Below are 14,102 nucleotides of genomic sequence, written 5' to 3'. Positions count from 1 at the left end.
GTTTGGGGGAGTTAACAGTGAAGTGCAAATGCTGGACTAAACTCACGCTTTTTTCAATAGACTACGTTTCGCATTCAGTATTAGTGGGAGTATTGCAGCAGAAGGGTTTGAATTTCATTCAGGATGAAAAAATGCTTGATTTGAAGCTGAATATTCCCTGTGAAGACTGGCCTTTTCTGAAGAGCGAAGTGCTGCAACTCGTGAGAGAAGGATACGGCTCGGTAGATATAAAGTGTTGGGGAAAGGGTATTGCGATTCTCAAAAAGTATGAAGTCATTGATTCGTCCACCGGGCACAAATTCTTAGTACTTCCGAGGATTGAAAAAAAGGAAGTGAAGCTGAGGCTCATAAGGAACAGCTCAGCATTGCATCTGAAAAACCGCCAGGGATCCTCAGAGATCCCCCTTGACAAAGCGGTCTCTGAGAGCGCTTTTCAATTACCTCTCAGCATCCTCATCGATATCCTGCCAAAAATAGCCGATGAAGTGAAGTGGATTGAAAATATAAAGAACTAAGTATGATAAGTAATCTTTATATTTCTATTTAGGTAGTGCAGTTAAGAGGCTGACGTGATGAGTGCCCTATCGACGACGCATGTGCGGATGAGTCCCAGAATCCCGGCTGAGGTGAAAAACCTTGGTATCATTCCAAGTGACACCCTCTGATGTAGATGTTATCCTGACGCTACTGATATCCTTCCTAGAGGGGGGGTTGCTCGGCTTAGAGAGGTACAAAACAGGACTAGAGCATCCCGAAAAGGAGGGAGGTGCTGAGGAAATCCCGGGAGTCAGGACATACGGTTTAATGAGCATATTGGGAACCGTTACAGCTTTAATTATAAGTGGGAAAATTTCCGTTTCGGTGCTCTCTTCATACACAATAGCTGCGTTGGATGTTATCTTCTTAGCTATCATCTTAGTTAGCTACGTTAGATACAGGATGTTCGTGTCTGGAATAACCGGCCTCACCTCTTATTTCGTTTTCATACTAACTTTCATCGTCGGCTTTCTCACAGGCTACGGCTTTTATATCATTTCCATGGGATTGACATTCTTGATAGCCGGAATACTGGCGATAAAGAAAGCAATTACCGCCTCTGTGGAAAGGTTGAGCTACGAAGATATTTCTGCTGGGTTGGAGCTGGGCTTCGTCATTTTCATCCTTGGACCTCTGGCTTTCGGAACAAACTACAGCATATTGGGTCTTAGCCTGAAAGGCCTCTACATATTCTTTGCTCTAATACTGGCAATATCCTACCTAAGCTACATGGCATACAAAATCGTTGGACCGAAGTCTCTGCCGTTGATTGCTTTCTTTGGTGGCCTTATTAACAGCGAAGGGACTCTCATGAACTTGCTGGAAATGGGAGTAGCAGGAAGGATGCTGGCCACTGTGGTTGCCTTTGACGATGCTGCTATGGTAGTGAGAGTAGCGACCACAGTTTTGATCAGCGCGATTGCTTTTATGAGCCCGAGCCAGTACATTGACTTTGCCAAGATGATAAGTATCGGCGTTCTAATTACGATTGCTTTTCTCTTCTTAATATCATATCTCGTTTCACATAGAAAGAATGGAGACAATAGAGGCAGTGTAGCAGAAATAAAGATCACCAGTCCATTGAACACGAAAGTTGCTCTCATTGGAAGCGCTCTTTATGCCTTAATCTTGTTCCTTGTGAAGGTTGTGGCGAGCTACGCAGGCAACTATGCCATTTTCACGGCATCTTTCATGGGGGGTCTGGTCAACGCGCTCGCAACGGTTCTTTCCCTCCTATCGCTTGGCAGTTCTATTTCTAATAAGGTCATCATTGCTGGCTCTCTGCTTTCGATTTCAGCTGCTATAGCAAATAAAGTAATATATGCTTTCGTTTCAGCTAAGAATAAGAGGGATGTTGCGATAGTGGCGCTGTGCACAGTTCCCCCAGCTATACTTCTGGCAGCATATTCTCTGTTTCTCTATATGTACGGATGAAGAGTGTTGGAAAAGTTATTATCTCTAGTAGTTAAAGCCTGGATAGTAGAAGAAGGGGGGTTTGTTAAAAATGGCAGAAAAAGTGGGAGATCTGATAATAGTCAGCACAGGCGACACAAGCGAATATGCATTGAGAGCAATAGTGTCGCTGAGAGGACTCTCAGATGATGAAGTGGTGGTAATAAAGGGAAGAGGAGATTTCATTGAAAAGGCAATAGATGTGTACAATGAGATGAAGGCCCGCATGGGAGACGCTCTCAAGCTCGTCAAAGTCAACATTGGTTCAGAGAGAGTTGGAAGGAGGATCTACCCATACATAGAAATAAAGGTCAAGATCTGAATGTTAAGTCTGAGCTTCTTCTAGGAATCCTTTGGTGATCGAGTTCAGCACCGATCTTCCTTCTATGAGGCCATATGAACGAAGCTTCTCATAAAGCTCACCGATGATCTTCTCATACGAATCTCTCCCTTCCTCTATAGCATCCATTCTCTTCTCAAGCTCTCTGGTTGCTTCTTCAATGACAAGATCCGGATAGTTTGAAACCAGATAGTCATGCACCTCCATTCCCATTGACGTAGGAACAACGAAGCTTCTCTTCTTCGATATCACAATATAGCCGTGCCTCCTGAGGCTGTCTATGATCTTGGCATAGGTGCTTGGTCTACCTATCCCTCTTTCCTTCATGAGCTTGATGAGGTTCCCCTCGGAATGAAGGGGAGTGAGAGAGGAGCGGTATATCTTGATCCCGGAATCGATGACTTTCAATTTTCTATCGGATATTTTCGATTCTAGTTCGGGGATCAACGATAGTTTGCTGAAAGATGCGGCTCCTTCAACAACTTCTCTTACAGCTATTTCTTTCTCATCGACATCACCATCAGGGGACTCGATCCTGAGCGTTGCTATTTCCAACTTGGAAGGCCTCGACTGGCTCGCTATAAACCTTCTGAATATCATGTCATACAACTCGAAATGCTTTGGTGTCAAGTTTGTTTGAACTCGGAGAGTCCCATCCAGGATCCCTCTCTTCAATCCGTCTGCATCGATGGGCTTTGTAGGCCTAATGGCTTCATGTGCTCCTTCACTCCCCCAGCTCCTGGGCTTGAACAGCTCTGGTTTTCGTGCGACTTTTTCGAAATATTCCTTGGCTACGGAAATTCCCTTTGAAGAGATGTGCGTGCTGTCGGTTCTGTGATAGGTAATTAGACCTGACTCAAAAAGATCCTGGAGGAGCTTCATCGCATAGGAAGAGCTCAGCCTCAGGTTTCTGCTGGCATCAAAGAGGAGAGAGTCCGTTGTATATGGAGGGGCAGGATTGATCTCTTCGATCCTCTTTTCAAAAGAGGTAACTCTGAGAAAGCCTTCCTCTCTAGCTCTCATTGCCAGCTGCTCAGCATCTCTCTTTTCCTTCTTGAAGAAGAGGACATCGATTCCCAGTTCTGTCCTGATCCTGACGAAATAGCCGGCATCTCTCTTCCATTCTTTGTATTTTTCTATTGTCCACCCAAGCACTGGAGTCTGAACTCTTCCCGCTCCAAGCCAAGGCTTCTGGTACTTCTCTTTCAAGAGAGAAGACAGGGGGAATCCGATCCACCTGTCAGTGATCCTCCTGAGGATTTGAGCTGATACTTTCCTTTCATCTATTTCCCTCAAGCTCCTCAGGGCCTTCACAATGGCATCGGGAGTTACTTCGTGGAATTCCGCTCTTCTGAGCCTGAGGGAAAACGGTTTCAAAACTAAGTAGACGTCCCACGCTATCTTTTCCCCCTCTACATCTGGGTCAGTGGCTATGATCACCTCCTCTGATTCGAGAGCAAGCTTTCTCAGCACTTGAACGACATCCGTTGATCTGCTCACTCTTGTTTTTTCTCCGCAGTATGGGCATGTGCCTTCAACATTGGAGAAAGTTTTTCCGCATGAAAGACAGGAGCTTATTGGAGCATAGACCGGAATTATATCGTTCTCAGCAGCTATGACGCCATGGGTACCAATCCCCTCGTCTGTAGCCAAATCGAAGAGGTGCCCTCTCGTAGCCACAATTGTGACCAGATATGTCTCGAGAGTTTCCTCATCGATTATGGGTACTTCATATGCTACTACTCTTCCAAACCTTCTCCGAGAAGGCCTTCCAAAGAACCAAGCAATCGTTTTGGCCTTATTGGGGGATTCTACTACCATCAGGACTGATTTTGCTGGTTTGAAGCTTTTGACTCCCTCTCCTCCTCTTCTTGAAGAATCAAGCATTCTCACCGTCTTATCCAGATCTAGTTCTTTCAGGCTGACAAGAGTGAAGTTCCTGGAAAATACCGACATTTTTCTCTCAAAAGCCCTCACCACAGCTTCGCTCGTTTCAAGAACAATGCTCAACCCTAATGTCATCTTGTCATTCAGAAACCTGCTGGTTCTCCCGCTTGCCTGTATATATGTGAGTGGGTCTGGAGATATCACGTAGAATTCTTCTTCGCTCTGCCTGAAAATAACACCTGTCCCTATGCTCGCGAAATCCTTGATCTTCATCTTCCATTTGAGCGTCCTCTTTATTTCTACGATAGCCTGAAGGATGCTCTCCCCTAGGTCTCTGAGCCAATCGCCCAAACTATTGATTTCTTTCTTCATCATAGAGATTCTGAGAGCGTTCATTTCTGATGGAGTGAGCTTCATGATCTTCCTGTTGAGCTCAGCGAAAAGCTCTTTCAATTTCTCGTCTTCTTCTGAAAGATAAGCCAGGACTTGAAGCAGCCTTCTTGGATTGATGAGAGCCTGCTCCAAGGGGACCTTGTTTTTAGGTACACCGTAAAATATAGCATATCTGACCTTTTCGGGCAGATCCAGACCTCTGACGGTAACTCCGTAATAGCTGGACACGCCGACCAAAATTTCTGCCTCCCCACTCCTCAGCTTCTCTATGGACCTCTTTCCCGCAACAGCAAGCTCGGCTCTTATTGCATTGGACGAAAGGAAGGAGGCTATTTCCTTCGCCGTCTGAACGCCCTGGTCCCTCGAAACAAAGACGATCCCTCCTCTTCCCAGCTTTTTCACGAGCTCAAGAAGCTTCTCCTTCATTTCTTCACTATCAAGGACAATTTCATAGCTGTCAATTACATTCCTCATATAGGCATGAATGCCCCCTATTTCGAAGCCGAGCAGTTCTTTGAAGAGTTTGGGGCGAAGTCCAGACTGCCTTCCTGTCGCACTAGATATGAGGAGCTGCTTATTTGAGCCTTCCCCTCTGGCTTTTGCTATGATTATTTCCAGCTCTTCGAGCTCCTTCTCCAGCTCTTCTATTTTTTCCTTGCTCCTGCCTGCTATCTTCAAGAAGAAGAGCTCGTTTCTTATCTTGATCGCCTTCAGCGCGGCTGAAATTTCCTCTTCCTTGAATCCTGAGAGAATCAGCACTCTATCGACGTTGGAGGACTCCCTCAGCAGGGAATCTGCATCGTCGACAACAATCAGACCAAACACTTTGTCTTTCAGGATGTCAAATCTCCTAGAAAGAAAGCTCGTAGTTATCAGAAGGATGTCAAAATCTCCCTGCTCAATTTTCCTCAGCTTGTCTTCTCTCCCCTTCTTTGAATCCTTGCTAGAGTATCCAATTATCCTCAGCTTGTTTCCATGAAGCGATGAGTAAGCGCTGAGCCTTTCGAGAGACTGCCTCAGGAGGGATTCAGTTGGAACTAATATGAGAACTTTTGTCCCTTCGATTACCTCATAGATCGAGTAGATGAGCAAGAGAGTTGTTTTTCCAACGCCGGTTGGAGCAGTGATTGCGAAGCTGTCTCCAGATAGCATTCTGTAAGCCCAGGTCCTCTGCAAGCTCCACAGCCCTTTTCCAACCGATTTTTCGAAGAATTTTTCAAACCTCTCAAGCTCTTCATATAGTTCTGCCATCATTGGATAGCTGCCTTCAGATCTGCTAGACATTTCCCGAGAGATCTTTTTGAATCTTTCACCAGGTGGAAGGGCAGAGAGCTTTTTTGCCTCCTCCAAATCTATTCTGGGAAGACAAGCAGAGCAGGGAAGACCTAGCTCTAATCGGAAGGATGAAATTGGACCTCCGCAGTTCGGACAAGAAGCGGCGTAAATCGCTTTCACCAACTTACAGCACCTTAATGCGGCTTCGCTCAGCTCAAATATTGCTTCGAATTTTCTTCAGATGTTGGTTACGTTTTAAAGGAAATGATCGAAGTATTTTGAGCGAGAAAGTTCCGACTTTATCCCCATCCTAAGGGCAAATCCTCCTTCGGGGCTAGGAGATCCTCTTCCTCGTTCCTAGAATACTTTTTCGTATCCAGAGGAAGGCTTGTCGATGGAGTTTTCGTTGCCCATATGTCGTGAACTATCCAGATTAAAAGTTTAGATTAGCTACGTTAGCTCTTATACTAACAGCTCTTCATATAAGGTTGCCTTTCAAATGAAGAAACAAGTTTAAATACCGTGTTTTATCTTCTATTACAGGAAAAAACTAAACTGGTGAAAACAGAATGACAGCACAAGGTCCAACTCCGAGTAATGTCATCCTCGTCGGAAAGAAGCCCGTAATGAACTACGTGATGGCTGTCCTAGCCCTCCTCAACCAAGGTGTTGATGAGGTGGTCGTCAAGGCCAGAGGGAGGGCTATAAGTAAGGCCGTGGATGCCGTAGAAATAATAAGAAACAAGCTGCTGGCCGAGAAAGTTGAGGTCAAAGACATAAAGATTGGCAGCCAGGTAGTCCAGGGCCAGGACAGAACAAGCAGAGTCAGCACCATTGAAATAACCCTGAAGCTCGGAAAGAAGCAGTGAGAGCTAAAAAGCTCCGGGCACGCCATCAAGTTTTTTCTTTTCAAAGCAACTGCGATATCAGCTCCACATTTTACATGCTTTGTTCACAGGATCTGGTTTTTTTGAAGGCTTCTAATCGCTTCTAAAAGCATTTTCATTTCACCTTCACTTCCTATGGTAATCCTCATCCACCTATCGTATTTAGGTGAAAAGGCAGGGACCTTTGAAAGGCACAGTATTTCAATTCCCTTCTTTTCAAGATGCTTCTCAGCTTCCAAGCACTTCAGCGGCAACTCGACGAACAGGAAGTTCGTGTAGCTTTTTGGAGAGAACAACCCCAACTCTGAGAGCTCTGCTCTAACAGCTTCTCTGAGCCTCACAATCGTGCTGACTGCCTTCTTCATGTGATCTATATCTTTCAGTGCTCCCAATGCTAATGCTTGAGAAGGTACTGGAACCTCATAGCCTATTCTGAGCCTTTCGAACTTTTCATTGAGCTTTCTGCTTGAAATGGTGTACCCCACTCTGGCTCCGGCGATGCTGAAAGCCTTGGAAAGCGTCCTTAGGATAACAAGGTTCTCGAATTCATCTACCATGTTGGAAAAAGTCTTTCCAGAAAATTCAAAATATGCCTCATCTATGACAACCAGCTCGGACTGCTTTGCTAACGATGCTACTAGATTCTCATCGGTAAACAGCATATTCGATGTCGGGTTGTTGGGGTTTGATATATACACAACAGCCCCTTTTGAGAGCCTCAAAAGCTCTTCTGCATTGAGCTCAAAATTTCTTCCGATGAGCTCCACATTCTTCATTTCGATGCCGTAGGAGCTCGCTAATCCATAAAGAACGTGAAACGTTGGAAATGGGGCCACAATTGGAAGATTTTTTACCTTAGCATAGACAAGCATGAGGGTCAAAAAGAATGATGAGCCTGGATATATCTCGATCTTCTCCTTATCTGCTCCAGAATAAATGGAAAGCTCCTCCAAGAGAGATTCTCTGAGCTCCCTAACATCGTACCTGTTAGAATGAGAAAGATACTCCTTAGCTATTTCAATTGCCTTCGGCGAAGGCGAAAATGGAGATTCGTTCATGCTCAATCTTATATTCATCGCAGGTCCCCGTGAAATCAGATGAGGCCTAAAGCTACTACTATGAGAAGCAATCCCGCGATCGGTACTATTATGTTTCTCACAGTTGCTACTTTATCCTGAGGAATGGATTTCATAGCGAGGATGACCACTTCCAAGAACACGAGCAGGGGAGCAACGAAAATCAAAACGTAGAGCAGGAGGTACAAGAGTCTAGCAATTCCTGCTATGCTTGAGAGCATAACGAGAAATACAACATATGGTCCAGCTGAACAAGGGATTAAAGCAATGGATAGGAGCAACCCGAAGATGTAGTGAAGAGCGGGGGATCTCTCGATCCACTTTTCAGCGGAAAAAGCTCTCCCTAAGAATCCTCCATCGTCCTTGCAGACCTTGCATCTGCTCTTCTTCACAAATGAATAAATTGAGCTTATTAGAAGGAGAACTCCATAAGCAGCAAGTATGTATCTCATGATGGTAGCTGGTATTTCTCCGAGCGCCCCTATGATTCTCAACAGACCTATGCCGAGAAGCATATAACCGGTGAATACCCCAGCCGCAAAAAGAAGGCCAGATACTGCCGCCATTCTCTTCGATTTTCTTGTCGCTATTGTGAGGAGGAGCAGTGTGTAGATTGATATTACGCAGATATTGACGGCATCAGTGATTGCCAGCGAAGCAAGAGTAGCTATAAAGCTCCTGAAGCTTATAGCGCTTCCACCAGCCTGCGTGCTTGTCTGAGCAGTTGTATTTGTTGGTGGAGAAGTTGCAGTGGTTTGCGATGGGTACAAGAATGTATCAATTATGAACTGCTGAGCAACTTGGGTAGCATTTATGTATCCCCACAGCTGCTCTCCAACGTAAACGGGAAACCGCGATTCGCTGGGGGTAGAGTTCGCGATGCTCGTCCAAAATGTCACATTGTCTACTTCCCCGAGAACGATTGCCAATATATATGTTTTGTTGTAGAGAACGAATGTCTGAGGAACGCTGAGCGGAAAAGAGGAGAAGTTTGCCCAGCTGTAGAACCTGATCAAACATGCTTGATTGGTAGCTATGTCGCAGAAATATGTGTTGTTTGGGAAGTTCTGGGCAAACAGGTTCAGCAAGGCAGCACAATGAGGACAGGTGCTCTCTCCCATTTCATAGAATGTAACCTCTTTCGGTATAGAAGCCGCTGTTGCTGAAATTGCGATGAAGGTCAGCTGCATGGCTACGAAAAGCAGGAAAACTATTGATCGTCTGCTCAAGCTTTTTCACCGAGATGTTGCTAATGTGTGGCTTTTTTTTTAAAAAAGTAAAGGAAGAGAGTATATAAAAATTAAGTATTCTAGTCTTTCTCCAAGAAGCTTTACTCCCCCAAGCTTTAAGGATAAACTGTTTCTAGTGGTATAAGCATTACTGCAACCAATCGAGCAACTCTTTGCTTGTATAAACGGATCTCAGCATATGTTCTGGAGAGGAGCTTCCATAATGCACTTGAAAATATTAGAAGAAGAGAAAGTTTATGCTTTTCAACTGATCTCCTGCATTGACAGCAGAAGCTCAAGCTAATCTACAAAACAGCCTTGAGGGTCAGGAACAACCAGAATTACAGATATCGCATCGGTTCAAAAAAATGCAAACAATAGTTATGATGGTATAAAAACTTTCAGATCTGTCCTCTCAATTTCATAGCGTTGTAAATTCTCTCCACGGAGAGCGCAAATGACGCGTCCCTCATCGTTACCAGCCTGTCAGCATTCCTATCTCTGAATCTCTTCCAAGCGTCCATGACTCTTCTGAAGTTATCGAGCATTATCTTCTCTAACCTCTCTCGCACTTCAATTTCGCTCCAGCTGTACCAATTCAGGTTCTGAACCCATTCGAGATATGACCCGATAACTCCTCCGCTGTTGGCCAATATGTCTGGGATGACAGCATAGAAATCCTTCCTTGAATAAAGCTGTCTTTCAGCTTCTGGAATGGTTGGACCGTTGGCGCCTTCAACAATCAACTTGGCTTTAATCCTAGAGACCTTCTCAGGCGTTATGATGTTCTCGAGCGAGGCAGGCACGAGTATATCTGCATCCACATACAGCGGGACGTCCGTGTCATCTGACTTCTGTCCTCTCGGGTAGGCTCTAACGTCTCTAAGTATTTCAGGCCTGCTCAAAGCAAGCTCCACGTCTATTCCATTTGGATCATATACGCTCCCGTATATGTTGCTTATGGCTATGATTTTTGCTCCTAACCTTGAAAGCCACAGCGCTGCGTAGCTCCCAACGTTTCCGAAGCCGTGCACAGCTACTTTCTTCCCTTCGATCCCTCCCATGAATATCTCTGAAGCTGCTTTCGCCACAACAGCCACACCGAACCCAGTTGAGTATGTCCTCGCAGGATTTCCTCCTATTTCTGGAGGCTTTCCTGTGAAAACCGCTGGAACGTTTTTGCCAGCAAGCTTGCTGTACTCATCCATCATCCAGGCCATTATCTGCGGATTTGTGTTCACATCTGGAGCAGGGATGTCTTTGTCAGGTCCTATGAATGGGTAGAGCGCTCTAGCGTAGCCCCTGCTCAGCTCTTCCAATTCTCTCTGGCTTAATTTATATGGATCTACTCTTACTGCTCCCTTACCTCCTCCATAGGGTATGTTGGCAAGGCTGTTCTTGAGAGTCATCCCCAATGCGAGTGCCATATCAGTTTCGAGAGTTACCTCCGGATGAAATCTTATTCCACCTTTGTAAGGTCCAAGAACGCTGTTGTGCTGAACTCTGTATCCCTCGAAGACTGCTATCTTCCCATTGTCCATCCTCACTGGAATCTTTACGGATATCACCCTCTCCGGCTTGAATATAATGTCGTGAATTTCCTCTGGCAATCCCGCTATCGATATAGACTCCTTCAGAACCTGCGACATCCATTGTAGGTATGAGGACATGCCACATCACTTTCGATATATTAAATAATTACAATCAGATATTTATAAGTTTCTGTTTTAAATCTATCAATGCAATATTTTTTTGATATTTCATGTTGAAATTTAAGTTTATATTAAGCTCAAAATTTCAATCGACACTTTAATTTCTTTCACCAAAAAAGCTATTTATTGAGAATTATATAAAACAAAAACGTTCACAGGTTGCTGTGCAGAGAGAAAACCAAAGCGTTGAGATGGCAGCTGGAGGTAGCGAAGATTTGTCGCAGAGCAGGTATAAGCTATTGCGCTCCCTCGGCTTCATGCACACATTCTTCATAGGATTGGGCGCTATAATCGGAGGCTCCATAGTAGTTCTCATAGGACCTACGATTGCAATGAGCGGCACCTTAGGAGCCATAATCACGCTAATAGTCAGCTCGCTCATAGCAGCCATAACAGCTCTCGTCTATTCAGAAATTACCTCAGCAATCCCCGAGGTTGGCGGAGGGTATCTTTGGGCCAAACTGACAATGCCTAGACCGTTTCCATTTTTTGCTGGATGGATCAACTGGCTCGCTCATACTTTGGCAGGCACCTTCTATGCTCTATCTTTTTCAGTGATGTTTACCCAGCTGTTGTATGACCTGGGCTTCTCTCTTCACATAGGGGCTTACTTCCTAGAGCGAATTGTTGCAGTAGCATTGATTCTGCTGTTTGGCTTCCTCAACTACAGTGGAACTTCTAAAGTAGGCCGATTCTCAATCCTGATTGGCCTAACTTTTACAGCGATTATAGTCTCCTATGCTGCCTATGGTAGCTACATAGGTGTTGTGAGCGGGAAGCTCGCAGCTGCGCTCTCAGATAGCGTCAGATTCACAAATGTCCCCTCAATCTTCATTGCTATGATAACTGTGGTCATCGCGTTTGAGGGATATGAGATATTGGCGCAGACGGCTGAAGAAACTAAATCTCCCCTCAAAAACCTGCCTAAAGCAATACTTTCAACTCTTCTGGCAGCTAGTGCCCTGTATTTGCTCGTAACAATTTCTACCATGGGGATCCTAGGTGAAGGAGCTTACGAATTCTCTTTGCATTTTGGAGACAGGAGCGTTATTAAAGCAGCGTCTATGATGTTCAAATATGGTGGACCCATAGTAGCGCTTGGGGGTCTGGCGACCATACTCTCTTCAATAAACTCTACAATGTTTTCCTCCTCTAGAGTTTTATTAGCAATGGCTAGAGCCGGGGAGTTCCCGAAGTCTTTCGCCGAAATCCATGATAGATACAGAACGCCTTCCAATGCAATATTATTCTCCACAGCCGTTATGATAGTGATGTCCTTTTTCATGGATGTAGTTGTCTCAGCATTCATTGTAGGAATACTATTCAACCTTCTTTTTATCATCGTAAATTATTCAGGGATCAAGCTGAGGCTCATGTACGAAAATAAGCTCAGCTATGGATTCAAGACTCCTCTTTTTCCCCTCATCCCCATGCTTGGGCTCATTTTGAAGATTTTCTTCTTCTTTGTAGCGTTGATCCTCTCTCCTTTGGCCACCCTTGCAACTCTGGGATTGATCGCCTTCGGCTTCTTTCTGTATAAAGGCTTCATTTTCAAATATGAAGTTGAGCATGAGCTCCCCCTCGTGGTTGGCCACGGGAGCCTTGTGAGGAAAGATTACAGGATCATGGTCCTTTACCCTTCAGACAAGAGGATGGGCCTGGTCCAAATCGCTTCACATATTGCGAAGGTTAAGGACGGAGAGCTCAACATAGTGCATCTCATTGAGCTACCGGAACAAACCCCCCTATCATTCGGTTCCAAATTGATGGAGAGGGACGCCAAGCCTCTTAAGGACATCACAGATCACCTGAACGACCTGGGAATACCTACTAGATATTTGATAAGAGTAACGCACTCGATCCCTGATGCTCTCCTGGCAACCACAGAAGAAGAGAAGATCGATCTCCTCATAGCAGACCTGAGAGATGCGAAGAGGCTGGCAGCAAGGCTGACAATTCCAGCAGGCAGGAGGATAGCCGGCGAGCCTGTTTCCAGCTGCGATCTGCTTCTCGTCAATATGAACTTTCCCCCCGTTTCATATACCAGGGCAAAATCGGTGATAGCTATAGTGAGCGAAAGCGAAAAGAACATCGTTGAAAGGTTAGAGGAAATTTTCCCCGATAAGAAGGTGGAGGCCAGGTTGGTCGAGCCGGAAAAGAGGAAGGAGGTTCTGAAAATCATAGAAGAGATAATAAGAACAGAAGGCGAAGTTGGAATTGTGGTCTTCAGCTTCTCCGTGTGGCAGTCCATAAGAAGATACGGCCGCAATTTCCTCTTCCCCTTCATGGTCTTCAAGAGAGGCTCCTTCTCAATAGAAGAGCTCAAGCAGCTCTTCACCGGCTGGAGGTAGAAACGGGAATATGGCGATTCTCGAAGCAGTATTGGAGACCTCCCTAGGAATCTTCCTCGTAGTAATCTCCGGTATTCTCATAGAAGAGCTCGTGGATTGGATTTCCTGGAAGATTAATCGCTCCAGTGCCAGCATAGCCATGATTATCGCCCCTCTCTTGACATCTACCCCGGAAATGGCTGTGTTCCTGATAGCTCTCCTTGAAGGGAGGAAAAACATAGCTTGGGGGACGATAGTATCCCAACCATTCATGGCAAGCACTGTGGTCTATCCGACATTCGTTCTCGTTGCAGTACTCGCTTTCTATTTAGGGAAGAGGAAAACTAGAACAATAAGAGTTCACAGATTTGTAGCTGTTCCACTAATCGTCTTCACAGTTCCTCTCCTTCCGATACTCTTTCTCCACCCAGAAACGCACGGAGTATATGGCAGGATCTATGGGCTCTTTCTGATCGCGATCTATTTTGCCTATTCGTATTTTATGATGAGAGGAACCACTTCCGTAGAAGAGGAGCCGGTTCTGAGGATGAAAGCTCCCCTCCTCCAGATCCTGTCATCTATTCTTGCACTGTACATCGGTGGGGAAATGATGGTGCGGGGCATTTATTCCCTAGGATTGCTGCTCAACTTCGACGAAACCGCGCTGTCTGTGCTAATCGTCCCTCTGGCAACTGTTGTCCCGGAATCTATAGTTGGCCTGATCTTCATAGCAAAAAACAGAGATGATGAAGGCGTGGGGGCAATGGTCGGGGAGAAGGCGCTGTACGGGACCTTTTACCCAGGTCTAGCGATGGTTCTCGGTGCCTATTCTTTGGACCACGCATCGAGAGCGGCTATAGAAATTGCTCTGGTTATTTCGCCAATGGAGTCAGTGGCGGTTTGGTTTGGGTACTTCGGAATCACTGCTCCCCTTGGAGTATTGGGATACATATGGTATCTCCTCAGAATCCTCATGATTTAGAA

The 14,102-nt window shown here is 45.3% G+C and carries 10 protein-coding genes; 6 read left to right on the top strand and 4 right to left on the bottom strand.

Annotation, left to right across the window (positions count from 1 at the left end; genetic code table 11):
* Positions 1–83: 83 nt before the first annotated feature.
* From ACLGLO_RS03950 to ACLGLO_RS03940, 3 genes are all read left to right on the top strand, one after another.
* Positions 84–515 carry a hypothetical protein gene (locus ACLGLO_RS03950; RefSeq protein ID WP_492129090.1) on the top strand — a complete coding sequence of 144 codons (432 nt, stop codon included), beginning with the start codon at positions 84–86 and terminating at the stop codon, positions 513–515.
* Between the two features lie 121 nt (positions 516–636).
* Complete coding sequence (locus ACLGLO_RS03945; RefSeq protein WP_492129089.1) at positions 637–1,971, top strand: DUF4010 domain-containing protein; 1,335 nt, start codon at positions 637–639, stop codon at positions 1,969–1,971.
* Positions 1,972–2,041: 70 nt separating this feature from the next.
* Positions 2,042–2,311 carry a DNA-binding protein gene (locus ACLGLO_RS03940; RefSeq protein ID WP_492129088.1) on the top strand — a complete coding sequence of 90 codons (270 nt, stop codon included), beginning with the start codon at positions 2,042–2,044 and terminating at the stop codon, positions 2,309–2,311.
* Positions 2,312–2,314: 3 nt separating this feature from the next.
* Here ACLGLO_RS03940 and rgy read toward each other — a convergent pair whose 3' ends face one another.
* Positions 2,315–6,064, bottom strand: coding sequence for a reverse gyrase (gene rgy / locus ACLGLO_RS03935; protein WP_492129131.1), 3,750 nt, complete (start codon positions 6,062–6,064; stop codon positions 2,315–2,317).
* A 389-nt stretch (positions 6,065–6,453) separates the two neighbouring features.
* Between rgy and albA the strand changes: the two genes are divergently transcribed.
* Entirely contained in the window at positions 6,454–6,753 is a 300-nt protein-coding gene (albA, locus tag ACLGLO_RS03930; protein WP_492129087.1) for a DNA-binding protein Alba, read from the top strand.
* An 83-nt stretch (positions 6,754–6,836) separates the two neighbouring features.
* Here albA and ACLGLO_RS03925 read toward each other — a convergent pair whose 3' ends face one another.
* The 3 genes from ACLGLO_RS03925 to ACLGLO_RS03915 all read right to left on the bottom strand — a co-directional run bounded on the left by ACLGLO_RS03925 (position 6,837) and on the right by ACLGLO_RS03915 (position 10,746).
* Complete coding sequence (locus tag ACLGLO_RS03925) at positions 6,837–7,847, bottom strand: pyridoxal phosphate-dependent aminotransferase (protein WP_492129086.1); 1,011 nt, start codon at positions 7,845–7,847, stop codon at positions 6,837–6,839.
* A gap of 17 nt (positions 7,848–7,864) precedes the next feature.
* A complete protein-coding gene (locus ACLGLO_RS03920; protein ID WP_492129085.1) occupies positions 7,865–9,076 on the bottom strand; it encodes a hypothetical protein in 1,212 nt (403 codons plus the stop codon).
* A 401-nt stretch (positions 9,077–9,477) separates the two neighbouring features.
* On the bottom strand, positions 9,478–10,746 hold the full coding sequence (locus ACLGLO_RS03915; protein WP_492129084.1) for a Glu/Leu/Phe/Val family dehydrogenase: 1,269 nt from the start codon (positions 10,744–10,746) through the stop codon (positions 9,478–9,480).
* Positions 10,747–11,003: 257 nt separating this feature from the next.
* Here ACLGLO_RS03915 and ACLGLO_RS03910 point away from each other — a divergent pair, with 257 nt between their 5' ends.
* Both ACLGLO_RS03910 and ACLGLO_RS03905 read left to right on the top strand, forming a co-directional pair.
* A complete protein-coding gene (locus ACLGLO_RS03910) occupies positions 11,004–13,139 on the top strand; it encodes an amino acid permease (protein WP_492129083.1) in 2,136 nt (711 codons plus the stop codon).
* A gap of 10 nt (positions 13,140–13,149) precedes the next feature.
* Positions 13,150–14,100: a sodium:calcium antiporter gene (locus ACLGLO_RS03905; RefSeq protein WP_492129082.1), complete on the top strand. Its 951-nt coding sequence runs from the start codon at positions 13,150–13,152 to the stop codon at positions 14,098–14,100.
* Positions 14,101–14,102 lie beyond the last annotated feature (2 nt).

This window comes from Fervidicoccus sp. SLHALR4, from assembly GCF_058692745.1.
The sequence above is the reverse complement of the archived record's forward strand: the minus strand, read 5'-3'. Positions and strand labels throughout refer to the sequence as shown.